Genomic DNA, 23,866 nt, shown 5'->3' on the forward strand with positions numbered 1-23,866 from the left:
CTTAAAGGAACATCCCGCCCGAGGCTTCGATGCGCTGGCCGGTGATCCAGCGGTTGCCCGGCTGCAGCAGCATCGAGAGCGCGCCACCGATGTCGTCGGGCAGGCCGACGCGGCCGAGCGCGGTCTGCGAGGCGATCATGGCGTTCAACTGCGCGTTGTCGCGCACGGCACCGCCGCCGAAATCGGTTTCGATCGCGCCGGGCGCCAGCACGTTCACCGAGATGCCGCGCGGGCCCAGTTCCTTGGCGAGGTAGCGCGTGAGGACCTCGATGCCGCCTTTCATCGACGCGTAGGCGGCGTAGCCGGGCAGGGTGAATCGCGCCAGGCCGGTCGAGACGTTGACGATGCGGCCCCCGTCGACGATCAGCGGCAGCAGCGCCTGCGTGAGGAAGAACGGGCCCTTGAGCTGAATGTCGACCAGCGTGTCGAACTGCGCTTCGGTCGTCTCGGCGAAAGCCGCATGGATGCCGATGCCGGCGTTGTTCACCAGATGGTCGAAGCGGTCGCGCTGCCAGACGCGAGCCAGTGCCGCCTTCACCTCGGCAGCGAAGGTGGGGAAGCTGCCGCTCTTCGCCACGTCCAGCGGCAAGGCGACGGCGCGGCGGCCGAGCGCCTCGACCTCGCGCACCAGGGCCTGCGCTTCCTCGGCGCCGCTGCGGTAGGTCAGGATCAGGTCGGAGCCCTGGCGAGCGAGGTGCTCGGCGGCGTTCTTGCCGAGGCCGCGGCTGGCGCCGGTGATGAGGGCGATGGGTGCGTTCATGGTCTTCCTTCGGGTTGAGATGCGATGGAATGAACTTTAGGGAAAGACAATTGGCGGATAAACCCGCTGAATTCAGTCAAACTGTTCGGCCATGGAGAACAATGGCGGCCATGACCATGGAACTCGGTGCGCTGCGCATCTTCGTCACGGTCGCCGAGCTGGCGAGCTTCACCCGCGCGGCCGAACGGCTCGGCCTGCCCAAGGCGCGGGTGTCGACCTCCGTTCAGCAGCTCGAGAGCGAACTCGGCACGCGGCTGCTGCATCGCACCACCCGCACCGTGCGCCTCACGCCCGACGGCGAGCAATTCCGGGAACGCGCGCTGTTGCTGCTGGCCGATGCCGACGAGCTGCAGGCGTGGTTCCAGCAGGCGCCCAGTGCGTTGCGCGGCCGTTTGCGGATCGATCTGCCGATCGGGCTGGCGCGCGCCGCGGTCATCCCTCGGCTGCCGGAATTCCTGGCGCTGCATCCGCAGCTCGACGTCGAGCTGAGCACGACCGACCGCCGCGTCGATCTGGTCCACGAAGGCTTCGACTGCGTGCTGCGCATCGGCACGCTGGAGGACTCGGGCCTGGTGGCGCGCCGCCTCGGCGAACTGGCGCAGATCAATGTCGCCAGCGCGGCGTATCTGGCCGCGCACGGCATGCCGCAGACGCTTGGCGATCTGGCGACCCACCGACTGGTGCGCTATGCGCCGGGCCTCGGCGGCGCCCCGGCGCTGTGGGAATACGACGTGGGCGAGGGCCTCGCGACGCTGCCGATGGGCCACATCGTCACCGTGACCAGCACCGACGCCTACCAGGACGCCTGTATCGCCGGGCTCGGCATCATCCAGGCGCCGTCCTTCTGGTTGCGGTCGTTGATCGATACGGGCCGTCTGGTCGAGGTGTTGCCGGCATTCCGTGCACCGCCGATGCCGGTATCGCTGCTCTACCCGCACCGTCGCCATCTGTCCAAGCGGGTGCAGGCGCTGATGGACTGGATCGACGGCGTGTTGCGCCCGTTCCTGCAGAGGCCAGCCTGAGCAGGGGTCTCAGTCGCGCTTGTTCGGCATCTCGCGCAGTGCGTCGAGGAAGGTCCGCCGCCACCAGTGCACGTCCTGGTCGCGGATGCGCTGCAGCAGCTTCTGATGCCGCGCGCGCCGTTCGTTCAGGGGCATCTGCAGCGCCTGCTGCACCGTCTCGGCGGTGCCGTGCACGTCGTAGGGGTTGACCAGCAGCGCTTCCTTCATCTGCTCGGCCGCGCCGGCGAAGCGCGACAGCACCAGCACCCCCGGGTCGGCCGGATCCTGCGCCGCGACGTACTCCTTCGCGACCAGGTTCATGCCGTCGCGCAGCGGCGTCACCAAGCCGACGGCGGCGGCGCGGCACAGGCCGGGCACTCGCTTGCGCGCCACCATGCGGTGGATGTAGCGCACCGGCATCCAGTCGAGCTCGCCGTAATCGCCGTTGATGGCGCCGCACAGCGATTCGAGTTCGCGCCGGATGTCGCCGTACGCGTCGACGCTCTCGCGTGTCGGCGACGCGATCTGGATCAGCGTCGCGCTGCGCCGGTTCTCCGGGTAGTTGGCGAGCAACTCGCGGAAGGCGCGCACCCGGTGCGGAATGCCCTTGGAGTAGTCGAGCCGGTCGATGCCCAGCAACAGGCGGCGCTGCGAGTACTCGCGCTTCATCGTCTCGTACATGTCGTGCGCTTCCTTGGCGTGCGTGAGCGCCAGGAACTCGTCGACATCGATGCCGATGGGGAAAGCGCTGCAGCGCACCGTCTGGCCGTAGGCGCGGTACATGTCGTCGCCCAGCGCTTCGCCGTTCGCCTCGTTGATCACGTAGCGCTCGAAGTGCTGCACGTCCTGGTTGGCCTGGAAGCCGATCAGGTCGTAGGCGAACAGCGAACGCGCCAGCCACTCGTGCTGCGGAATGGCCGCCATGATGATCTGCGGCGGCAGCGGAATGTGCAGGAAGAAACCGATGCGCTGCCGGCAACCCATCGCACGCAGCTCGGCGGCCAGCGGGATCAGGTGGTAGTCGTGCACCCAGATGACGTCGTCTTCCTTCAGGAGCGGCATCAGCTTGCGGGCAAAGAGCTGGTTCACCCGGCGGTAGCCGCCGATGAAGCCGGCGTCGAAGTTCGCCAGGTCGAGTCGGTTGTGAAACACCGGCCACAGCACGTCGTTGCTGTAGCCCGCGTAGTAGCTGTCGTGGTCTTCGCGGCTCAGGTCGAGGGTGGCGAGCGTGACCTTGCCGGCCTGCTGCTTGTGCATCTCGCCCTCGCCGGTGGGGCCCTCCTCCACGATGGTGCCGCTCCAGCCGAACCAGAGGCCACCGGTCTGCTGCAGCGATTCGCCCAGGGCCACGGCCAAGCCGCCCGCTGCGGGCTTGCGCGGGTCGGCGACCCGATTCGAGACCACGACGAGGCGGCTCATCGGAGCGGCTCCGGGTGCGGCCCACCGCCCAGCAGATCGCGCGCCTCCAGCAGCCATTCGTAGACGGCCAGTGTCGAATCGAGGCGGTGCAGCGCCTGCGTCGGCCCGGAGCCGACCTTGATCGCGATGCCGCCGCGCGGCTGCACGACCGCAAAGCCGCTTTCGTCGGTGGTGTCGTCGCCCGCGAACACTGGCACCCGGCCGGCGAACGGTGCTTCGTGCATGAAGGCCTCGATCGCGATGCCCTTGTTCACGCCCGAGGGCTTCACCTCGAAGACGAACTTGCCGTGCAGCAGCTCGAGCTGCGGCTGGCCGTCGAGAAGGCGGGTCAGCGTGTCGCGGCAGATCGCTTCATGCTCGGGCGCCATGCGGTAGTGCAGGGCGATGGCCGCGTGCTTGCGTTCCACCAGCAGGCCCTGATGGGCGCCGGCGAGTTCGTTGCAGGCATCCAGGATGAAGCCCAGGTCGGGCGGGCGCTGCTCGCGCATGTCGCCGGCGGCGTCGCGGCGCTGCACGCCGTGTTCACCGGCAGCCGGCAGCCGCAAGGGGGCGAGAAAGCGATCGAGCACATCGATCTGTCGGCCCGACACCACCGCCAGCGCCCCGCCGAGCAGGCCGTGCAGGTCGGTGAGCAGGGCCACCAGCGCGGGCGGCACCTCGATGGCCTCGGGCGTCTCGGCCAGGGCCACCAGCGTGCCGTCGAAGTCGAGAAAGAGGGCGGCGTCGGGGGTGAGTCGAGGAGGCTTCTGCATCGCGACAGACCTTAACAGCCGGGTCCGCGGCGCCGCGTCGGCCAAAGCCGCGACCGCCCATCGGCCGGCCGGGTGGGGCTCAGCCGCCCGCGGCGAGCAGGGCAGCCACCGCTTCGGCGCGGGCACGGGCGACCGCCTCGCCGATCTTCGGGCCGGCGGCGCCCCGCTGGGCCGCCGCTTCGGCGATCGGGCGCGTGGGCACGGCGAGCGCGGCATCGAGCACCCGCTGCAGGCGTTCGCGCTGAGGGTACGGCCGGTCTTCCAGGCCGAGCCGCCCGCGGGCGTCGCACTCGCAGGCCCACAGGGCCTGGGCGAAGCGCTGCGGCTTGCGCAGGGCATCGCAGCGCTCCAGCAGGCGCATCAGCGCGGCCGCACCCAACTCGCCGCTGCGGTGGATGTTGCCGTGCTCGCGCGCCACCACGTCGGCCAGTTCGCGCAGTTCGATCGGCACGCGCCAGCGTTCGCACACCGCCTGCAGCAGCTTGGCGCTGCGTTGCTCGTGGCCGATGTGACGCGGCAGTTCGTCGGGCCGGGTCGTGCCTTTGCCGAGGTCGTGCACCAGGCAGGCGAAGCGCACCGGGAGCGGTGCCTCCAGGCGTGCGGCCAGGTCGAGCACCATCATCAGATGGACGCCGGTGTCGATCTCGGGATGGTGCGCCGCCGGTTGCGGCACGCCCCAGAGGCGGTCGACCTCGGGCAGCAGCACTTTCAGGGCGCCGCAGCCGCGCAGCACCTCGAGCATGCGCGAGGGCCGTGCCTCCATCAGGCCGCGGGACAGTTCCTGCCAGACGCGCTCGGGCACCAGGGCATCGACTTCCCCGTCGGCCACCATCGCCTGCATGAGCGTCTGGGTCTCCGGCGCGACCGTGAAGTCGGCGAAGCGCGCCGCGAAGCGCGCCAACCGCAGGATGCGCACCGGGTCTTCGCCAAACGCTGCCGTGACATGGCGCAGCACCTTCTGCTGCAGGTCGCGCTGGCCGCCGAAGGGATCGATCAGCGCGGCGGCGTCGATCGCCAGCGCGTCGGCCACGCGCTCGACGGGCAGGGCGATGGCGTTGATCGTCAGGTCGCGACGGGCCAGGTCCTGTTCGAGCGTCACGTCGGGCGCGGCGTGCACGACGAAGCCGCGGTAGCCGGGGGCGCTCTTGCGTTCGGTGCGCGCCAGCGCGTATTCCTCGCGGGTTTGGGGATGCAGGAAGACCGGGAAATCACGCCCGACCGGCAGATAGCCGACCGCCGTCATCTGTTCGGGCGTGGCGCCGACGACCACCCAGTCGCGGTCGCTGCCGGGCCGACCGCGCAAGGCATCACGGATCGCGCCGCCGACGAGAAAGATGTTCATGCGGACGAGTGTAGGGATAGTCCCGAGGGTAAAAAAGCACGACCGTTCGTAATATTCCGTTCGACAGCAGGCAAGCCTGCGGATGTCGGCATTTCATCTTTCCACGGAGGCAGATTCGTCATGAGAAAACATTTCGTCGCACTGGCAGCCGTCGCGGCCCTCGGGTCCGGCAGCGCCATGGCGCAGAACGCAGGGGACTGGGTGCTCGGCACCGGCTGGCTGCACTTCGCACCGCAGGATTCCAGCAAGCCCCTGACCTTCACCTCGCCGGTGAACGCCGTCGTGCCGGGCTCCGGATCCGGCGTCGGCAGTGCCGACACGCTCGGCCTGAGCGCGATCTATTTCGTCGACAGCAGCTGGGCGGTCGAAGGCGTCTTCGGCATGCCGCCCACCTTCAAGCTCGAAGGCGAGGGCTCGCTGGGCCCGATTGGTCGGCTGGGCGAGGCGAAGCAGTGGAGCCCCACCTTCCTGGCCAAGTACTACTTCGGCAACGGCAACGATGCCTTCCGTCCGTCCGTGGGTCTGGGTGCCACCTATGTCTGGTACAGCGACGTCCAGCTGACGAACGACCTGCAGACGGCCCTCGGCGCGCGCCTGCGCCGTCCGCCGGGCAGCACCAGCACGCGGGCCAAGCTCGACGACTCCTTCGCGCCGGTCTTCAACGTCGGCGCCTCCTACCAGATCGACAAGCACTGGGGCATCTCGTTCTCGGTGTCGTACATCCCGTTGAAGACGACCGCCAAGCTCACCACGCGCAATGCGGCCGGCGCAACCGTCGGCACCAGCGAGGCCAAGCTGAAGCTCGATCCGATCGTGACCTATCTGGCGGCCACCTACCGCTTCTGAGCGCGCCCTCGTCCCCATGAAAAACGCCGCGCAGTGCGCGGCGTTTTTCATGGCGCATCGAAGCGCGTCAGTCGTTCAGCCGATAGGGCTCGTCCTCGACAACGAATTCATGCTCCGCGAGTGCCGCCGCGGTCCAGGCCCGGACCGCGGGCAGCGCGTGCAGGCGCTCGACATAGCCGGCGATGGCAGGCGGCACCGGCAGCGCGTAGGTCTTCAGGCGCGACGCCATCGGCGCGAAATAGGCGTCGGCGATGCCGAAGTCGCCGAACAGCATCGGGCCGCCGTGCTGCGCCAGCAGGCCGCCCCACAGCTGAACCAGCCGGGCCAGCTCATCGCGCACGTCGCTTCGGTCGCGCATCAGCAACCGGCCCTGCAACGCGAGGTCGGCTTCGACGTTCATGCCGCAATGTCCGCGGATCGCGCGGAAGCCGGCGTGCATCTCGGCGCAGGCGCTGCGCGCCTGCGCGCGGCTCGCCTTGTCGGCCGGCCACAGCAGCTTGTCGGGAAAGGACTCGGCCAGGTACTCGGCGATGGCCAGCGTATCGGACACGACGATCTCGCCGTCGACCAGAAAGGGCACGGTGCCGGCCGGGTTGAGCGGCCGAACGGTCTTCTTGAAGGCCGAGTCGGGGCTGGAAAAGTCCGCCCCGAAGCGCACCATGACTTCCTCGAACGGAATGCCGGCCTGCGTCATGAGCACCCACGGGCGCATGGACCAGGACGAGTAGTTCTTGTTGCCGATGTAGAGCTTGAGCATGCGCGATCCCCTGGGATGGAAAGCCCTGGATGCTAGCGCCGAGCGACGGGTCGATTGATGCCGAAGCGCGCCGGGACTGATGCGCTCAGCGCGGCGGCGGCAGATCGTCGGGCGAGGGCACGGTGCGCTGCCCGCGGCCGGCGCTTTCCGGTGGCGCCTGGCCCGGACCGACGACGCGTTCCAGCAGCGCCACCGCGCGTGGCACCAGCATCAGCACAGCCAGCGCCAGCAGCGTGCTCAGGATGGCCGTCGTTTCCCGGCCGAGTCCGCAGGCCATGCCGATGGCGGCCGTCATCCACAGGCCGGCGGCGGTGGTCAGGCCCTGCACCTGCTGCTCGTCGCGGCCGTGCTTGAGGATGGTGCCTGCGCAGAGGAAGCCGACGCCGGCCACCAGCCCCTGGATCACGCGGCTCATGTCGGCCGGCACGATGCCGGTCTGTTGCGGGATCAGGACGAACATCGCCGAGCCGATCGCCACCAGCATGTGGGTGCGCACGCCGGCCGCCTTGCCCTGCTGCTCGCGCTCGAAGCCGAGCGCGAAGCCCAGCACGCTCGCGAGCGTGAGGCGCACCACGATGCGGGTGAACTGGGCCACGTCGCCGGCGTCCGAGAACTCGGCCGCGACGGTGTCGAGCACCGTGTCCACCCAGGCCATCAGGGCAGGTCCTTGTTGGGCTCGGGTTCGCGGGCATCGCGCGGGCCGATGCGGCCGAGCCGGCTCTTGAGCGACTGCGGCTGTCCGCTGATGATGGCGGCGTAGTTGGTGGTGTTGGCCAGCACCTTCTTCACATAGTCGCGCGTCTCGTTGAAGGGCACGTTCTCGGCCCAGATGGCGGCGTCGAGCACCGGCCCGTTGCGCCAGCTGCGCGGCCGGCCCGGGCCGGCGTTGTAGGCGGCGGCGGCCAGCGCCATCGAGCCGTCGAAGTCGTCGAGCGCCAGCTTCAGGTAGTTGGTGCCGATCGTGATGTTGGTTTCGCGGTCGTTGATCTGGTTGGCCGTGAAGCCGGCGAGGCCGATCTTGTTGGCGGTCCACTTCGCCGTGGCCGGCATCACCTGCATCAGGCCGGAGGCGCCGACGCCCGAGCGCGCGTCCATGATGAAGCGGCTTTCCTGGCGGATCAGGCCGTAGACGTAGGCCGGGTCGAGCCCGATGTCCTGGCTCTTGCGCAGCACCGTGTCGTGAAAGGGCATCGGGAAGCGCTGCTCGATGTCGATCGCGCCCTTGGTGCGCTCGCTGGTGTTGATGCAGCGGTCCCACACCTCGCGCTGACAGGCGAGGTCGGCGGCGGCGAGCAGCTCGCGGTCCCCCATGCCGCCCTTGTCGTGCAGGTTGGTGGCGTAGTTCCACTCGCGCACGCCCTCGGGCCGCAGCCCGATCGAAATGGCGTAGAGCCCGCGTGCCAGCGACGGGTTGTTGCGGGCCGCTTGCTTCTCTTCGAGCGTGAGCGGGTCGGGCTTGGTCGGCACCACGGCGCGCTGGCCCAGGTCTTCCAGCGCCAGCAGTTCATAGAAGCCGCGCGTGCCGGCAATGGTCTCGAGCAGTGTGCGCGCCTGCGCCTTGCGCTCGTCGCCGCCCATGGCGCTGAGGGCGCGGGCACGCCAGTAGACCCAGGTCGGGTCGTCCTGCGCGGTCTCGCTCATGGCCAGGACGGAGGCGTTCACGTCCTTCCACTGGCCGGCGCGCAGCGCGGCGCGCACTTTCCAGCCGAGCATGTCATCGGACAGGTCGCTGTTTTTCGTGACGTTGGCGAAATAGACATTGGCTTGCGGCGAGAGCTTGGTCGCGGCTTGTCGACCGATGGTGCCCCACAGCCAGTTGCGCTCCTCGGCGCTGAGCATCGGCGCCCATTTGCCCTCCAACTGGCCGGCGGCCTGGTCAGGGTCGGCCATGGCGACCTTGATGAGGGCCAGCACCACCATTTCCTTGCGGGCACGCGACGCCGCGATGATCGCGCCGCCCAGAAACTTCGCGGCGCTGGCGTTGACCTGGTCGAAGGTGGGCAGCGCATCCGGTGCGGCCAGCGTGATGGCGGCGCGCGCGGCCTGCGGCCGGTTGGCCTCGATCGCCAGGCGCGCCTTCTTCCAGGCCGTGTCGGGCGTCAGCAGGCGGGAGGCGATCAGCCGGTCGGCCGCGGTCAGGCAGCCGTCGTCGGCATCGCGCTGGCGCAGCCAGGTGTCGCGCACCGACTCGACCTGCGCCTTGGTGGCTGCGCCGGTCTTCAGGACGTCGACCAGCGTCGCGTAACACTGCACCTGCGCGTCGTCGCGCATGCGGTAGCCCGCGTGGATGGCGGCGAAGCCTTCCCAGTCGCGGCGCTGGCCGAGCAGCAGCAGCCAGTCGTTGCGCAGCCGGTCTTCCTGGTAGGTGCCGGCATAGCGCGCGAGGAAATCCTGCACCTCGAGCGGGCTGGCCTCGTTGAGTCGCGCCTTCAGCTCCCAGTAGGCCGCCCAGGGCTCGAGCGCGTGGCCGCGCGCCTGTGGCAGCAGGGCCGCCAGGCGCGCCTTGTCGCCGCGCTGGAAGGCCTGTTTCATCTGAACGATCACGTCGTCGTTCATGTTCTGCGCGCAGGCCGGCTGCAGCAGCGCAGCGAGCGTGAGGGCGATTGCGCCGAGGAGGTGGCGCCGGGGTGCCAAAATGCCAGGAACTTGCATCGGGGGGATTATGGACAAGGCACAGGACGGAAACGCGGCCGAAGGCCGCAAGGAGACGGCTGCTTTTCTGAAGGCTCAGCTGCGGGCAGCGCTCATCGAGCAACGCCTGGCGATGCCCGACCGAGGACAGCGTGCCGATCTTTTGCAGCGCGTGATGCGGATCTGGCTGGTGGGCCGGCCCGACACCGTCATCGGCGCCTACTGGCCGATCAAGGGCGAGTTCGACCCCCTGCCGGCGCTGCACCGCTGGAAGGAAGACGGCGAACTGCTCGACGAGCCGCATCGCCGGCGCATCGGCCTCCCGGTGGTGAACCGCGTCCACAAGACCCTGACTTTCCACTCGTGGTACCCGGGCTGCCCGATGGAGAACGACGCCTACGACATCCCGAAGCCCAAGGACACCGAGCTGATCGTGCCGACGCTCCTGTTCGTGCCCTGCCTGGGCTACAGCGCCGGCGGTTATCGGCTGGGCTACGGCGGCGGCTTCTACGACCGCACGCTGGCCGCTCTCGAGCCGCGGCCCTTCACCGTGGGCCTGGGCTTCACCAACGGCTTCCTCGACGACCTGGAGACCGAGGCCCACGACATGCCGCTGGACGCGATCCTGAACGACAACGGTGTGGTCTGGCCGGTGGGCTGATCAGTCCAGATGGTCGACGGTATCCGGGTCCGGCACTTCGCCGATGGTCTGGCGGGTGGTGGCCGCCTGTTCGCGCAGCCAGTCGCAGAAGGCACGGATCTCCGGTCGCAGACCGCTGCGCGGACCGACCAGCAGCCAATACGCCATCGGTGAGTCGAGTCGGTGCTGCGGCAGCACCTCGACCAGGTCGCCGTTGGCCAGACTCTCGGCGATCAGCGAACTGCGCGCCAGCACGACCCCTTGTCCCGTGAGCGCCGCCTGCACCATCTGGTAGGCATAGTTGAAATAGAGCCAGCGCTTGGGCTGGGCGCGGCTCTGGCCGTGGTCCTCGAACCAGCGGCGCCAGGTCAGCCACTCGAGGTGGGTGCGGTGCGCATCGCCGGCCTCGATCAGCGTGAAGCGGGCGATGTCCGCCGGCGACTGGATGGGCGGGTTGCTCTTGATCAGCCAAGGGCTGGCGACTGGCGTCAGCGTCTCCCCGAACAGGCGCACCGCGTCCGGCGGCATGCTCTCCCGCGGTGCGTAGCGCAGCGCCATGTCGACATCGGCCACGTCGAGATCGACCGCGGTGTCGCTGGCATCGATCCGGATGTCAATGTCCGGGTTGTCGCGCTGGAAGGCTTCGAGCCTTGGAATGAGCCACATCGACGCGAAGGAGGCGAACGTGGTGAGCGACACGCTCTTGCGGCCCGCACTCTGACGGATCTGCCGCACCGCGCCATCGATGCGCGGCAGCGACTGCTGCACTGCCAGCAGCAGCAGCGCGCCGGCGCTGGTCAGTTCGACCGCGCGGGTGTGGCGCAGGAACAGCGGCCCGCCGACCTCCTCTTCGAGCGATTGGATCTGCCGGCTGACGGCCGACTGGGTGAGCGCCATCTCCTCGGCCGCGGCCCTGAAATTGAGGTGGCGCGCCACCGCCTCGAAGGCACGCAGGTGCCCGGCGGAGATCGGCCGGGTGCGCAGATGGGTTTGGGAGTGCTGCATGGATTGATGCGAGAACGGAATCAGTAGCGTACTTCCATTTCATTGGACCGCCAATGGCAAGACGCCGATCATTCATTCCCAAGGCGCGCCATTGCGCCTTGGAGAATCAGCCCGAGGAGTCCCCCATGTCCGTCGCATTCAGCCCATCGTCCGCCCTGTCGCCCCTTGCCCGTCCCGGTGCAGCCACCGTTCCGCCCGCGGTGCGGCGCGGCGCCTGGCAGATCGCCGCCGGACAGGCCCTGACGCTCAAGGCGCGCGGCGAGAGCGTGCTGCGGGTGCGTCAGGGGCGGCTCTGGGTCACACGCGATGCGAACGCGCAGCACGGCAGCGAAGACCTGGTGCTGGCGCCTGGCGAATCGCTGGTGGTCGCTGCCGGCCAACGCCTGGTGATGGAACCCTGGGACAGCTTCGGCGCGACCTACAGCTGGGACGCCGCGGCCGACCCGGCCTGAGCCTGCCGGCTCAGCCGTTGACGTCGAAACCCGGTCGCAGCGCCAGGAAGCGCTCGAGCGCGGCTTCACCGTCGAGCGCCTGGATCCCGGCCATGTCGTCCGGGTCGTCGCCCTGCGCGAAACCCAGGTCGAAGCGGCGATAGCGGCGCTCGTCCCGCCCGCCCTGGTACACGACGCGAACGCGCTCGTGCCGAGGGTCCTGCCGGATGCGCTCCATCAACGGCTTCAGCGCCTCCGCCGGCCCCTCGATGTGCTGGCAGAAATGGATGCCGTCGAATACGAGCAGGCCGGTGATGCCGTGCCGGGCATTGTGTGCGCGCGCCTGCGCCACGATTCGCCCGACCACGGTGGGCTGCTGGTGGGGGGCGAGGACGCTGAAATAAAGGAGTTCGAGCAACGCGGTTCGGTCATGACAACGGGAAGAAGTCGGAGTGTAGGCAGCGCATGCACTTCCTGAAATGTCAAAAGACACTCGCCGCGGGCCTATAGTCCGGGCGTGAAATTGGAAGAACACGCCTTACCCGTCCCGCTGCCGCCGCATTGCGACCGGCCGTGCGAGGGCTGTGTGCTGCGTGCCAACCCGGCCTTCCTGCCCATGGACGACGGCGAAGTGCAGGTCATCGAGTCCTTCCGCATCGCGACCCGGCGGGTCGAGGCCGGGGGCACGATCATCGAAGAGCATGCGCGCAGCGCGCAGCTGTTCACGCTCTATGCCGGCTGGGCCTTCCGCTACAAGACACTGAGCGACGGGCGGCGCCAGATTCTCAGCTTCCTGCTGCCAGGTGATTTCATCGGGCTGCAGGACGAGTTCGCCGAAGGCCAGACCCATGGCGTCGAGGCGGCCTCGGAGGCCACGTTCTGTGTGTTCGAACGCGGTCGGCTCTGGGACATGTTCCGTGCCCAGCCCAAGCTGGGCTACGACATCACCTGGCTGGCCGCGCGCGAGGAAAAGATGATCGACGACAACCTGGTCACCACCGGCCGACGCAATGCCGGCGAACGGGTGGCCATGCTGCTGATGCATCTCTATCGCCGAGCCGAACGGGTGGGCATGGTGCGCGATGGCTGGGCCGAGTTCCCGTTCAACCAGCAGCACATCGCCGACGCCCTCGGGCTGTCGCTGGTCCACACCAACAAGACGCTGCGGCGGCTCCAGCGCATGGGGCTGCACAAGCTCGACGGTGGCTGGCTGCGCATCCTGGAGCCGCACGCGCTGGAGGCACTGGGCGACTATTTCGAGCGGCCGCTGCGACGTGTGCCACTGATTTGAGTCCTTTCCTACGGCGAAGGGCTGCGCCTTCGCGTATCTTCGGGACTCCGCACACGGGGCCGCTTTCGCGCGCTTCCGTTCTTCCCCTTCCTTTCGCGTTCTGCGCCCCTCCATTCCGTGAAGTTGCTGTCCCGCGAGCGCCTGCGCCAGGTTGTCATGGTCGGCGGCATCGAGTCGCTCGGTGTCGTCCTGAGCGGCATTGCCGGCCTGCTCATCGTCAACGTGCTGCCGAAGGACCAGTACGCCGCCTACACCTTCCTGGTCGCCTGCTCGATGCTGATGATCGGCGTCACCGACCTGGGCCTGACACATTGCTGCCTGCCGGTGGTGGGGCAGCGCACCAGGGAGGTGCCCTGGGTCGTCGCCGCTTGCCGGCACATCTTCCACAAGCGCTGGCTGCTGCTGTCCGCCGGCCTTCTGATCATCGGGCCGTACTGGTACCTGACGTCGAGGGAGCACCACTGGACCGGCCCCGGCTATTGGCTGGCCTCGGCGCTGGTGCTGGCGGTGGTGCTGGTGCAGTTGCGTGAGCATTTCTCCAATACGGTGCTGCTCATCCTGGGCCAGATCTCGACGCTGAACCGCGTGGCGGTCGCCTCTCAGACCGTGCGCATTGGCTTCGTCGGGCTCGTGCTCCTGCTGCCGATGACGGTGTATTCGACGGCAGGCCTCATCGGTGCCGCCGCCGTCGCCAGTGTGGTCTCGCTGACGCTCTACCTGCGCGCGTTCCGGCTGCAGTCCATTGGCGAGCATCGGCTCGAGGCCGACGAGGCCCGCCAGGTCGACGCGCAGATCCTGCGCATCGCCAAGCCGCTGGTGCTGCCGGCGATCTTCTACCAGCTGCAGGGCGTGATCACGGTCTTCGTGGTGTCGCTCTTCGGCACCTCCAACATGGTGGCCGAGGTCGGCGCCTTCGGCCGCTTGGCCATGGCGCTGGTGGTGGTCGACCGAGTGGCGAACGTGCTGCTGTTTCCGGCCATCGCCCGCGCACCGACCGGGCCGCGCTTCGTGCGTGTGCTGGCGCAAATCCACGGCTGGTATCTGCTGACGATGGCCCTGACCTTCGCCACCTCGCTGCTCTTTCCGCAGTACTGGATCCTGTTGCTGGGCGAGCAGTACCGCAGCATGACGCCGCTGGTCTGGATGATGTTCCTGACGGCGCTGCTGGCCAACGGCAGCGGCTTCGCATTCCGGACGCTGACGGTTCGCGGCGCCACGGCGCGTCAGAGTTTCAGCATCGTCGCGACGCTGATCACCCAGGTGCTCTATCTGTGGCTGGTCGGCATCAGCGACCTGAAGTCGGTGTTGGGCTTCGGTCTGGCGAGCAGCGTGTCGAACTTCCTGTTCCAGTACGGGCTGCTGCTGACGCGCTGGCGCGAGTGGCGCACCGAGAGCGCCGCGCCCTGAAACCGCCGCTCAGCGGCGCTGGTAGACGCGCCCGATCACCGAGGCCAGTCGCAACGCGAAACGATGGCGTTTGAGTTCGGCGTTCGAGAAGATCCGGATCGGTGCTTCCACATGTTCGAAGTACGCCTTGGTCGCCACCGAGGGCGAATGGCCGCCCAGCGCCTTGCGGATGTGCGGTGTGTTCCAGGGTTTGGGCGAGCCGATGGCGTGCGACAGGTAGTAGCCGCCGGCGATGAAGTCCATCGCATCCGGCCCGGCGGTATTGAGCGTCGCCCCGTGGGCGGTCAGCGTGAAGTTCAGCGCGTCCTGATCGGTCGAGTGGAAGAGCGCGGCCGAACCGCCGGCCTTGAGCTTCTTGGCCCCCTGGTTGTAGGCCAGCACCAACTCGCACGCCTGCTCCCACAGCAGGAGGAAGTCCAGGTGGTGGCGCGGCACGCCGATGAAGCCCGCGTTGTAATAGCGATCGATCGGACGGATCGCCTGGATGCCGTGCTCGGAGAAATAGGCGTTCCAGAGCAGCCGCTTCGGATGGCGAGCGGGAAAGGACCAGTTCACGTCTTCCGCAAGGGACAGGCCGTCGGCGGTGAACCAACCGCAGAACGAGGGCCAGTCGCACTTCACCACGATGTCCGGATCGATGTAGGCGACCAGGTCGGTATCGGGTGCGTACTTCTCGAGCACATCGCGCAGGAAGGTCGGCTTGTAGTAGGTGAAGTGCAGCGGCGTGTCGAGCAGCACCATGCGCAACTGGAAGGCCGGGTTCACCTGGAAGGTGCCCGTCACCCGGTCGTACGAGGGTGAGTCGGTGAGCCATGCCGGGAGCGTGCCCCGGTAGCCGGCCCACATCACCCCCGAGAAGCCCGCTTTCACCAGTGAGTTGGACAGCGCGGCAACCCCGAGGTGGTAGTTCCCTTCGAACAGCGTGCAGAGAGAAATTTTCATGAAGCTTGAGCGGGCGGGGGGCAGCGTGCGAATTGTAATTAAAAGTTTCAGATTTCGGGGGTGTTTCCGAAGGCAGCGCGCGATTGTTGCAGTTTGACGACCGGGCGCTTCCCGATGGCACGCGGCCGAGGCGCCGATAATTCCGCCCCAATCGACAGAATCAGGGAAAAAAGCATGACTCAGGCGGAAATCGACACGGACGCGGGCCGGGTCGATGTCGTGGTGATGGCCGGCGGCAAGGGGACGCGCATGAAGAGCGCGCGTCCGAAAGTGCTGCACCGGTTGGGCGGTCGGGCGCTGGTGGCGCGCGTGCTCGACACCGCGGCGCGCATCGGCGCGCGCCATGTCGTGGTGGTCACCGGACACGGCGCGGACGAGGTCGAGGCCGCGGTGCGCGCCGACTTCGCCGACATGGTGCCGCGCTTTGCACGCCAGATGCCGCAACTGGGGACCGGCCACGCCGTCCAGCAGGCGGCGCCGCTGTTGCCTGACGACGGCACGGTGCTGGTGCTGTCCGGCGATGTGCCGCTCATCGGCGAAGCCGCCCTGCGCGCGCTGGTCGCGGCGAGTGCCGGCCGGCGACTGGCGCTGCTCACCATCGCGTTCGATGACCCGACCGGTTACGGCCGTGTGTTGCGCGATCCGTCGAGCGGTGAGGTGCAGGCGATCGTCGAGCAGAAAGACGCGAGCGAGGCGCAGCGCGCCGTTCGCGAGGTCTACAGCGGCGTGATGGCGGTGCCGGCGCTGCAGCTCAAGGCCTGGCTGGCGCGGCTGGACAACCGCAACGCGCAGGGCGAGTACTACCTGACGGACATCGTCGGCTTCGCCACCGCCGACGGCCTGCCGGTGGTCGCCCACCGCATCGACGACCCGGTTCAGGTGGCCGGCGTGAACAGCCCGTCGCAATTGGCCGCCCTGGAGCGGGCACTGCAGCGGCGCGAGGCCGAGCGCCTCATGGCCGACGGCGTGCGGCTGGCCGACCCGTCGCGCTTCGATCTGCGCGGCACGCTCGACTGCGGTGCCGACGTCGAGATCGACGTCAACTGCGTCTTCGAGGGTGCGGTGAGCCTCGGCGAGGGCGTGCGCATCGGCGCCCACTGCGTGATCGCCAATGCGCGCATCGAGGCCGGCGCGGTGATCCATCCCTTCACCCACATCGACGGCGAAAAAGCAGGCGTCGCGGTGGGTGCCGGCGCGCGCGTCGGCCCGTTCGCGCGGCTGCGCCCGGGCGCCCAACTCGGTGCCGAGGTGCACATCGGCAACTTCGTCGAGGTGAAGAATTCGACGCTGGCTGACGGCGCCAAGGCCAACCACCTGGCCTACCTCGGCGACGCCACCGTGGGTGCGCGTGTCAACTACGGCGCCGGCAGCATCACGGCCAACTACGACGGCGCGAACAAGCACCGCACGGTGATCGAGGACGATGTGCACGTCGGCAGCAACTGCGTGCTGGTCGCGCCGGTGACGATCGGCGCCGGCGGCACCGTGGGCGGTGGCTCGGTCGTGAGCAAGAGCACGGCGCCCGGCGCGCTGACCGTGGCCCGGGCGCGGCAAACCAGTTTTCCGAACTGGCCGCGGCCGCAGAAGAAGCAAGGCTAAGGCGCCGCGGCCGGCAGGATCGGCAGACGGGTGTCGAACTTCGCCCGCTTGACGGCGAAGAAGGCCTTGACGTTGCGTACGTTCGCATCGGCGGTGAACAGGCGCTGGGCCAGGGCCTGGTAATCCGGCATGTCGCGCGCGATCGCCACCAGCATGAAGTCCGGGCCGGGCGAGACGCGCCAGCACTGCTGGACCGCGTCGTCTTCAATGACGCGCGCTTCGAAGGCGTCGAGCGCCGCGGCGTCCTGCCGGTCGAGCGAGACCTCCACCAGCGCCTGCAACCCGTGGCCGAGCAGCGGCGCCAGCCGGTCGGGCGACAGGATGGCGACTTGCCGCTCGATCAGCCCGGCGGCGCGCAGCCGCTGCACCCGGCGCAGGCAGGTGGGCGGCGAGATGTGGTGGTCGGCGGCCAGCTGCTGATTGGTTTTCGATGCGTCTCGCTGCAGGGCATCGAGCAGCTGCAGATCGGTGGCGTCGAGCGTCATGGATTCCACAAGATGTCAAAAAATGAAATAAAAATCCGAAATCTCCATTGCGTGGAATTTTATTCCTTAAGAGCAATAAAAAGGAACGCATCATTCATCTTTGCCGGCCTACGATAACCTGTATCGCAAGCTTCAAAAAAGAAGGTCCCCATGTGCGGCATCGTCGGCGCAGCCTCCCATCGCAACATCGTTCCCGTCCTCGTCCAGGGCTTGCAGCGGCTGGAATACCGTGGCTATGACTCCTGCGGCGTCGCGGTTCACGCCAACGGCCTCACCCGCACTCGCACCACCTCGCGTGTCGCCGACCTGGTGGCGCAGGTGCGTGACGACCATGTCGAGGGCCTGACCGGCATCGCCCACACACGCTGGGCCACGCACGGCGCGCCGGCAGTGCACAACGCGCATCCGCACTTCAGCTACGGCCCCGGCGAAGAGCCGGACAGTGCCCGGCCGCCGCGCGTGGCGCTGGTGCACAACGGCATCATCGAGAACCACGAGACGCTGCGTGCGTCGCTGCAGGCACGCGGGTACGTGTTCTCCAGCCAGACCGACACCGAGGTCATCGCCCACCTGATCGACAGCCACTATGACGGCGACCTGTTCGAGGCGGTCAAGGCGGCGGTGCAGCAGCTGCACGGCGCCTACGCCATCGCGGTGATCTGCCGCGACGAGCCGCACCGCGTGGTCGGTGCGCGCGCCGGCTCGCCGCTGATCGTCGGCCTCGGCGCCGACGGCACCGAGCGCTTCCTGGCCAGCGACGCCATGGCGCTGGCCGGCGTGACCGATCAGATCGTCTACCTGGAAGAGGGCGACGTGGTCGACCTGCAGCCGGGCAAGCACTGGATCGTCGACCGCGCCCACAAGCCGGTCAGCCGCACCGTGCGCACGGTGCAGGCGCACACCGGCGCGGCCGAGCTTGGCCCCTACCGCCACTACATGCAGAAGGAAATCTTCGAGCAGCCACGCGCCATTGCCGACACGCTCGAGGGCGTCGAAGGCATCGTGCCCGAGCTGTTCGACGGCATCGGCCAGGACGGTGCCATCGGCGCCGGCGCGCACCGCGTCTTTCAGGCCATCGACAAGGTGCTCATCCTCGCCTGCGGTACCAGCTACTACAGCGGCTGCGCAGCCAAGTACTGGCTGGAAGGCATCGCGAAGATTCCGACGCAGGTCGAAATCGCCAGTGAGTACCGCTACCGCGACTCGGTGCCCGACCCGAAGACGCTGGTCGTCACCATCACCCAGTCGGGCGAAACGGCCGACACGCTGGCCGCCCTGAAGCATGCTCGCTCGCTCGGCATGGCGCAAACGCTGACCATCTGCAACGTCGCCACCAGCGCGATGGTGCGCGAATGCAAGCTCGCCTACATCACGCGCGCCGGCGTGGAGATCGGCGTGGCGTCCACCAAGGCCTTCACCACGCAGTTGGCGGGCCTGTTCCTGCTGACGCTGGCGCTTGCGCAGGCCAAGGGGCGCCTGAGCGACGAGGCCGAAGCCGGCTACCTGAAAGCGATGCGGCATCTGCCCGTCGCGCTGCAGTCGGTGCTGGCGCTGGAGCCGCAGATCATCGGCTGGGCCGAGGACTTCGCCCGCAAGGAGAACGCGCTGTTCCTCGGCCGCGGGCTGCACTACCCGATCGCCCTGGAAGGCGCGCTGAAGCTCAAGGAAGTGACCTACATCCACGCCGAGGCCTACGCCGCCGGCGAACTCAAGCACGGGCCGCTGGCGCTGGTGACCAGCGAGATGCCGGTGGTGGCCGTGGCGCCGAACGACGCGCTGCTCGAAAAGCTCAAGAGCAACCTGCAGGAAGTGCGTGCGCGCGGTGGCGTGCTCTACGTGCTGGCCGACGGCGACACGCGCATCGAGAACAGCGAAGGCATCCACGTCATCCGCATGCCGGAGCACTACGGCGCGCTCTCGCCGCTGCTGCACGTGGTGCCGCTGCAACTGCTGGCCTACCACACCGCCTGCGCACGCGGCACCGACGTCGACAAGCCGCGCAATCTTGCCAAGAGTGTCACCGTGGAGTGAGAAGGCGCCCGGGCTGCGGCATACTGCCGAGCCCCTCAACGCACCAGCAAGCAGCCCACGGAATGGAAAAGGAAGTCGACCCGCAGGTCCTCAAGGTCATCGATGAAAAGCGTCTGTCGGGCCCGCGTCTGACGCCGGTCGAGATCGTTGCAAAAATGGGCGTGTTCGACGCGCGGGAAAAGCCTTTCGACTACGCCTGGCTGGCCACGGGCGACATCGTCATCACGACCGTCTGGGCCGAGTACCTCAGCGTCGGCGCTGGGGGGCGCTGGTTCATGCTCGAGTCGCTCGACACCCAGCGCCGTGCTGGCGGCGGCGCGCGCAATGCGAACCAGACGCAGCGTGCCAAGGACCGTCTGGACCTGCTCAAGCGAACCTTCGATGCTGGGCAGGGCTTTCGCGCGGTATTGCAGACCAACCGCATCGCCATCGCCGAAGTGGAAAGCAGCAAGAACTCCAAGGTGTCCACCCGGGTGCGCGATGACGACGAATGGCACGTTGCCCTGTGGGAGCCTGACCACAAGCTGGCGGTCCTCGTCCGTGGTCCGCGCGGATGGGTCCCGACCGATGAGGAACTGGCCGCCGCGAGAACCCGCGGCAGCCTGCCCGACGATGGGGTACCGGCAACGGCGCTCTCGGAGCAAGCCTCCCCGGATGACGTCCATGCCGCTGCGCTTGGCTACGTCACGCGGCACTTCGGCGGCTATGGCTACCAGACCAAGCCATTGAATGCGCAAGACGTGGGCTGCGATCTGGAGGTGCTGGACAAGAAGGGCGCCACGCTGTTGAAGGTGGCCGTCAAGGGCACCTCCGGCAAAGTGACGCGCTTCCGTCTCACCGACGAAGAGCGCACGGCGTCGGCGCGCGAGCCGCTCTGGCGCATGCTGGTGGTTTCCGACGCGCTCACGGCTGCGCCGCAGCACAAGATCTACAAACCGACCGAAGTAGCGAACGCACCCGGATTCGAAGGCTGATCGCCATCGCTGCAGGCGTGTCGCACGCGGTTGCCGTCTCGCAACCGCTGCGGTTACAGCTTCTCATGGCCTTCCGTGACAAACTGGGATCCGGGCCGGTCTAGGCCGCTTGGCCGATGTTCTTTCCCGCGGATTGCCCACTACGATTCGTCCATGTCTTTTCCACGTCCCGACACTTCCGAATTCGCCGCCTTGCTGGACTTCGTTGCCACCAGCGGTCGCTCGCGGGAGCAACTCAAGCCCAGCCAGAACGCCGACGCGCTGGCCGCGCAGATGCTGGCGCCGCGTGCACGTGCGATGACCACGGCACTGCTGACGATCGCCAAGGCCGTACTCGGCCGCGCGAGCTGAAGGGCGCCACGCCCCCTCAGCGTGCAGGCGCCGGAATCGGCGTGACGGTTTCGCGAATCACACCCCCGCCCAGCACGCTTCCTTCGGTCGACGACAGTCCTGAACCCCTGACGCGCGCCTCGCAATCGGCGCGGTCGGCCACCGGCTGCAATTCGCAGCGCGCCAGCGCGTTCTGGTCGTAGGTGACCGGCGACGCACTGGTCAGGCCATTGCGTTGCGCCTCCTGCTTGGCCGCTCCTGCTTCACGCAGGCAGGCTGCGCGGTCCTGCAGCACGCCATTGCAAGGCAGGGTCGTGGGCGCAGCGCCGCCAGTGGTGGTTGTGCCTTGTGCGAAGACGGCCGGCGCCCCGGCCAGCGCACCGGCGGCGCAGAGGGTGAAACCGAGGGTTCGAATCGAACGGATCATGGATGGCTCCTGTAGCTCGTGAGGACCGCCATCGGCAAGCGCTGTCGTTCGGGCAGCACGCCCTCGCCGATGGCACGAAGAGCAGAGGGTCCCCGGCGTGGCGAGCCATTGCTGCGGGACGCCAGAGCGAGGTGCGCGCGCGTGGGGCGTCAATCCATGTGGGACAGGTCTTTCATGCGACCGGGGCGCGCCGGAAACTGAAACGCCCGGCGGGCGGACTCAGGCCGCCGCGATGCGCTGCGCCAGGTGCGCCAGCGCTTCGTCGACCTGGTCGACCAGGATCAGCGACAGGTCGCCCGGTTGCAGGCGCTCGAGCGCCCGGTCGATGGCGGTGAATTCGCCCCGGATCTCCTCAACGTGCCGGGTGCGCCCCGCGCCCTGCAGGCCCTGCCGCAGCAAGGCCATCACCTCGCCGTCGGCACGGCCGCGCTGGGCCGCATCCTGGTACAGGATCACGTCGTCGAAGGCTTCGCCCAGGATCGCCGTCTGGTCGCGGATGTCGCAGTCGCGCCGGTCGCCGGCGCCGCTGATCACCACCGACCGCCGCGTCGCCGGCAGCGTGTCGACGGCGGCCACCAGTGCCTTCATCGCGTCGGTGTTGTGGCCGTAGTCGGCGATCACCGTCGCGCCGCGGTATTCCATCATGTTGAAGCGCCCCGGCACGCCGGCCGCGTCGTTCTTGAAGCTCAGCAGGCCGCTGCGGATGGTGTCCCAGTCCAGGCCCACCGCCCAGGCCGCCGCAGTGGCGGCCATGACGTTCTCGAGCTGGAAAGGCAGCGTGCCGTTGCGGGTGATCGGCACATCGCGCAGCGGCACGCGTTCGCGCCACGAGCCTTCGGCGGCGATCAGCGCATCGCGATCGATGTAGACGGTGCGCTTGCCCTGGGCGCGGTGCGTCGCCATCACCGGATGCTGGCGGTCGGCGGTGAAGAAGATGATGTGGCCGGGGCAACTGGCGGCCATCGCCGCGACATTCGGGTCGGCAGCGTTCAGCACCGCATAGCCGTTGCTGGCGACGTTGCGCACGATCACGCGCTTGAGCACCGCCAGGTCTTCGACCGTGGTGATGTAGTTCAGCCCCAGGTGGTCACCGCTGCCGATGTTGGTGACCACCGCCACCTGGCAGCGGTCGAAGCCCAGGCCTTCGCGCAGCACGCCGCCGCGCGCCACCTCGAACACCGCGGCATCCACTTCGGGGTGCAGCAGCACGTTGCGCGCGCTCTTGGGGCCGCTGCAGTCGCCGCTGTCGGTCTGCCGGCCGTCGACCCACACGCCGTCGGTGTTGGTCATGCCGGTGCGCAGGCCGCTGGAGGCGAGCAGGTGGTTCACCAGCCGCGCTGTGGTGGTCTTGCCGTTGGTGCCGGTGATGGCCACGACCGGGATGCGGCCGTCGTCGCCGGGCGCATACAGCGTGTCCATCACCGCTTCTCCGACCGCGCGGCCGCGGCCGAAGGAGGGCGAGATGTGCATGCGCAGGCCGGGGGCGGCGTTGACCTCGACCACCCCGCCGTGCTGTTCTTCGAGCGGGCGCAGCACGTTCTCGCAGACCATGTCGACGCCGCAGATGTGCAGGCCGACCATTTGCGCTGCATCCACCGCGCGCGCGGCGACGTCCGGGTGCACCGTGTCGGTCACATCCGTCGCCGTGCCGCCGGTCGACAGGTTGGCGTTGTTGCGCAGCACCACGCGCTGGCCCAGCGCGGGCACGCTGTCGGGCGTAAGGCCCTGTGCTTCGAGCCGGCCGACGGCGATGTCGTCGAGCCGGATCTTGGTGAGGGAGGTGGCATGGCCCTCGCCGCGGCGCGGGTCGAGGTTGACCGCCTCGACCAGCTGGCGCACGGTGCTGGTGCCGTCGCCGATCACCTGCGGCGGATCGCGGCGGGCCGCGGCCACCAGCCGGTCGCCCACCACCAGCAGGCGGTAGTCGAAGCCCGGCAGGAATTTCTCGACCATGACTTCGCCGTAGACCGCCGCGGAATCGAAGGCGGCGTCGAGCTGCTCGCGCGTCACGATGTTGACCGTCACGCCCTTGCCCTGGTTGCCGTCCTGCGGCTTCACCACCACCGGCAGGCCGATCTCCATCGCGGCGGCCCAGGCGTCGGCGGCGTCGCTCACCGGGCGTCCGAGCGGCACCGGCACGCCGGCGGCGTTGAGCAGTTGCTTGGTCAGTTCCTTGTCCTGCGCGATGGCCTCGGCCACGCCGCTGGTGCTGTCGACCTCGGCCGCCTGGATGCGGCGCTGGCGCGAACCCCAGCCGAACTGCACCAGGCTGCCGCGCGTGAGGCGGCGGTAGGGAATGCCGCGCGCCACGGCCGCGTCGACGATCGAGCCGGTGCTGGGGCCGAGCCGCTCGGATTCGTCCAGATCGCGCAGCTCGGCGATGGCGGCTTGCGCGTCGAAGGCGCCGTCGTTCAGGGCCGCGTCGATGAGCGCCTTGGCCATTTCCACGGCGCGGCGGCCGACCGCTTCCTCGCAGTGCTGCACCACGACCTGGTACACGTCTTCTTCCAGCGTGCGGGTGGTGCGCCCGAAGATCACGCTGCAGCCGCTCTGCGACTGCAAGGCCAGCGCGGCGTTCTCCAGCACATGCGCGAGCGACAGCGGCTGTCCCAGCACCATCGGGTGCAGTTCGCCGATGGTCGGGAACAGGGCGCGCAGGCGCGCTTCGAAGCGCGGCAACTGCTCGATGCTGTTCTCGGCACCGTGGCAGGCCACGACGACTTCGATGGCCGTGTGGCGGCTCCAGAGATTGGGGCCGCGCAGGGCGCGGATGCGGGTGACTTCCATGGCGGTGAA

Annotated in this window: 23 protein-coding genes; 10 read left to right on the forward strand and 13 right to left on the reverse strand. The window is 68.5% G+C overall.

Annotated features, from left to right (window positions below):
• Position 1: 1 nt before the first annotated feature.
• A complete protein-coding gene (locus ACSFBE_RS01395; RefSeq protein ID WP_435488575.1) occupies positions 2-760 on the reverse strand; it encodes an SDR family NAD(P)-dependent oxidoreductase in 759 nt (252 codons plus the stop codon).
• Positions 761-870: 110 nt separating this feature from the next.
• On the opposite strand from ACSFBE_RS01395, the gene ACSFBE_RS01400 reads away from it, so the two are divergent.
• Complete coding sequence (locus ACSFBE_RS01400; protein WP_435488576.1) at positions 871-1,782, forward strand: LysR family transcriptional regulator; 912 nt, start codon at positions 871-873, stop codon at positions 1,780-1,782.
• A 9-nt stretch (positions 1,783-1,791) separates the two neighbouring features.
• Here the strand turns inward: ACSFBE_RS01400 and otsA are convergent, their stop codons facing one another.
• The 3 genes from otsA to ACSFBE_RS01415 all read right to left on the reverse strand — a co-directional run bounded on the left by otsA (position 1,792) and on the right by ACSFBE_RS01415 (position 5,274).
• The gene (gene otsA / locus ACSFBE_RS01405) at positions 1,792-3,180 is read right to left on the reverse strand and encodes an alpha,alpha-trehalose-phosphate synthase (UDP-forming) (RefSeq protein ID WP_435488577.1); all 1,389 of its coding nucleotides are present in this window, start codon (positions 3,178-3,180) and stop codon (positions 1,792-1,794) included.
• The gene (gene otsB / locus ACSFBE_RS01410; RefSeq protein ID WP_435488578.1) at positions 3,177-3,932 is read right to left on the reverse strand and encodes a trehalose-phosphatase; all 756 of its coding nucleotides are present in this window, start codon (positions 3,930-3,932) and stop codon (positions 3,177-3,179) included. Before otsB ends, otsA begins: the two co-directional genes overlap by 4 nt.
• A 79-nt stretch (positions 3,933-4,011) precedes the next feature.
• Positions 4,012-5,274: a multifunctional CCA addition/repair protein gene (locus ACSFBE_RS01415; RefSeq protein WP_435488579.1), complete on the reverse strand. Its 1,263-nt coding sequence runs from the start codon at positions 5,272-5,274 to the stop codon at positions 4,012-4,014.
• Between the two features lie 120 nt (positions 5,275-5,394).
• Here ACSFBE_RS01415 and ACSFBE_RS01420 point away from each other — a divergent pair, with 120 nt between their 5' ends.
• Positions 5,395-6,120 carry an OmpW/AlkL family protein gene (locus tag ACSFBE_RS01420; RefSeq protein ID WP_435488580.1) on the forward strand — a complete coding sequence of 242 codons (726 nt, stop codon included), beginning with the start codon at positions 5,395-5,397 and terminating at the stop codon, positions 6,118-6,120.
• 67 nt (positions 6,121-6,187) lie between these two features.
• Here ACSFBE_RS01420 and ACSFBE_RS01425 read toward each other — a convergent pair whose 3' ends face one another.
• From ACSFBE_RS01425 to ACSFBE_RS01435, 3 genes are all read right to left on the reverse strand, one after another.
• Positions 6,188-6,877, reverse strand: coding sequence for a glutathione S-transferase family protein (locus tag ACSFBE_RS01425; protein ID WP_435488581.1), 690 nt, complete (start codon positions 6,875-6,877; stop codon positions 6,188-6,190).
• Between the two features lie 85 nt (positions 6,878-6,962).
• Positions 6,963-7,532 (reverse strand): MgtC/SapB family protein, encoded by a 570-nt coding sequence (locus ACSFBE_RS01430; protein WP_435488582.1) that lies wholly within the window; start codon positions 7,530-7,532, stop codon positions 6,963-6,965.
• A complete protein-coding gene (locus ACSFBE_RS01435; RefSeq protein WP_435488583.1) occupies positions 7,532-9,529 on the reverse strand; it encodes a lytic transglycosylase domain-containing protein in 1,998 nt (665 codons plus the stop codon). The genes ACSFBE_RS01430 and ACSFBE_RS01435 overlap by 1 nt, the downstream gene beginning before the upstream one ends.
• 10 nt (positions 9,530-9,539) lie before the next feature.
• Here ACSFBE_RS01435 and ACSFBE_RS01440 point away from each other — a divergent pair, with 10 nt between their 5' ends.
• Positions 9,540-10,169, forward strand: a complete 630-nt coding sequence (locus ACSFBE_RS01440) for a 5-formyltetrahydrofolate cyclo-ligase (RefSeq protein ID WP_435488584.1) — start codon at positions 9,540-9,542, stop codon at positions 10,167-10,169.
• On the opposite strand, the gene ACSFBE_RS01445 is transcribed toward ACSFBE_RS01440, so the two are convergent.
• A complete protein-coding gene (locus ACSFBE_RS01445; protein ID WP_435488585.1) occupies positions 10,170-11,153 on the reverse strand; it encodes a LysR substrate-binding domain-containing protein in 984 nt (327 codons plus the stop codon). It lies immediately after the preceding gene.
• Positions 11,154-11,278: 125 nt separating this feature from the next.
• Here ACSFBE_RS01445 and ACSFBE_RS01450 point away from each other — a divergent pair, with 125 nt between their 5' ends.
• On the forward strand, positions 11,279-11,605 hold the full coding sequence (locus ACSFBE_RS01450; RefSeq protein ID WP_435488586.1) for a DUF2917 domain-containing protein: 327 nt from the start codon (positions 11,279-11,281) through the stop codon (positions 11,603-11,605).
• Between the two features lie 10 nt (positions 11,606-11,615).
• Here the strand turns inward: ACSFBE_RS01450 and ACSFBE_RS01455 are convergent, their stop codons facing one another.
• Positions 11,616-12,002, reverse strand: a complete 387-nt coding sequence (locus ACSFBE_RS01455) for a BLUF domain-containing protein (RefSeq protein WP_435488587.1) — start codon at positions 12,000-12,002, stop codon at positions 11,616-11,618.
• 198 nt (positions 12,003-12,200) lie between these two features.
• Here ACSFBE_RS01455 and ACSFBE_RS01460 point away from each other — a divergent pair, with 198 nt between their 5' ends.
• Together ACSFBE_RS01460 and ACSFBE_RS01465 are read left to right on the forward strand one after the other, a co-directional pair.
• Positions 12,201-12,875, forward strand: coding sequence for a Crp/Fnr family transcriptional regulator (locus ACSFBE_RS01460; RefSeq protein ID WP_435488889.1), 675 nt, complete (start codon positions 12,201-12,203; stop codon positions 12,873-12,875).
• 117 nt (positions 12,876-12,992) lie between these two features.
• On the forward strand, positions 12,993-14,282 hold the full coding sequence (locus ACSFBE_RS01465; protein WP_435488588.1) for a hypothetical protein: 1,290 nt from the start codon (positions 12,993-12,995) through the stop codon (positions 14,280-14,282).
• 9 nt (positions 14,283-14,291) lie between these two features.
• On the opposite strand, the gene ACSFBE_RS01470 is transcribed toward ACSFBE_RS01465, so the two are convergent.
• Positions 14,292-15,224 (reverse strand): hypothetical protein, encoded by a 933-nt coding sequence (locus tag ACSFBE_RS01470; RefSeq protein WP_435488589.1) that lies wholly within the window; start codon positions 15,222-15,224, stop codon positions 14,292-14,294.
• Between the two features lie 174 nt (positions 15,225-15,398).
• Here ACSFBE_RS01470 and glmU point away from each other — a divergent pair, with 174 nt between their 5' ends.
• Positions 15,399-16,823, forward strand: coding sequence for a bifunctional UDP-N-acetylglucosamine diphosphorylase/glucosamine-1-phosphate N-acetyltransferase GlmU (gene glmU, locus ACSFBE_RS01475; protein ID WP_435488590.1), 1,425 nt, complete (start codon positions 15,399-15,401; stop codon positions 16,821-16,823).
• On the opposite strand, the gene ACSFBE_RS01480 is transcribed toward glmU, so the two are convergent.
• Positions 16,820-17,317, reverse strand: a complete 498-nt coding sequence (locus tag ACSFBE_RS01480; protein WP_435488591.1) for an Lrp/AsnC family transcriptional regulator — start codon at positions 17,315-17,317, stop codon at positions 16,820-16,822. The two genes, glmU and ACSFBE_RS01480, sit on opposite strands and share 4 nt — an antisense overlap.
• 141 nt (positions 17,318-17,458) lie before the next feature.
• Between ACSFBE_RS01480 and glmS the strand changes: the two genes are divergently transcribed.
• The 3 genes from glmS (at position 17,459) to ACSFBE_RS01495 (ending at position 20,664) form a co-directional block, all read left to right on the forward strand.
• Positions 17,459-19,339, forward strand: coding sequence for a glutamine--fructose-6-phosphate transaminase (isomerizing) (gene glmS / locus ACSFBE_RS01485; protein WP_435488592.1), 1,881 nt, complete (start codon positions 17,459-17,461; stop codon positions 19,337-19,339).
• A gap of 62 nt (positions 19,340-19,401) precedes the next feature.
• Positions 19,402-20,313 (forward strand): protein NO VEIN domain-containing protein, encoded by a 912-nt coding sequence (locus ACSFBE_RS01490; RefSeq protein ID WP_435488593.1) that lies wholly within the window; start codon positions 19,402-19,404, stop codon positions 20,311-20,313.
• A gap of 153 nt (positions 20,314-20,466) precedes the next feature.
• Positions 20,467-20,664, forward strand: coding sequence for a hypothetical protein (locus ACSFBE_RS01495; RefSeq protein WP_435488594.1), 198 nt, complete (start codon positions 20,467-20,469; stop codon positions 20,662-20,664).
• 16 nt (positions 20,665-20,680) lie between these two features.
• Here the strand turns inward: ACSFBE_RS01495 and ACSFBE_RS01500 are convergent, their stop codons facing one another.
• The gene (locus ACSFBE_RS01500; protein ID WP_435488595.1) at positions 20,681-21,070 is read right to left on the reverse strand and encodes a hypothetical protein; all 390 of its coding nucleotides are present in this window, start codon (positions 21,068-21,070) and stop codon (positions 20,681-20,683) included.
• Positions 21,071-21,289: 219 nt separating this feature from the next.
• Entirely contained in the window at positions 21,290-23,857 is a 2,568-nt protein-coding gene (cphA, locus tag ACSFBE_RS01505) for a cyanophycin synthetase (RefSeq protein ID WP_435488596.1), read from the reverse strand.
• Positions 23,858-23,866 lie beyond the last annotated feature (9 nt).

This window comes from Variovorax sucrosi (assembly GCF_051216635.1).
In the GTDB taxonomy this organism is placed as follows: domain Bacteria; phylum Pseudomonadota; class Gammaproteobacteria; order Burkholderiales; family Burkholderiaceae_C; genus Variovorax.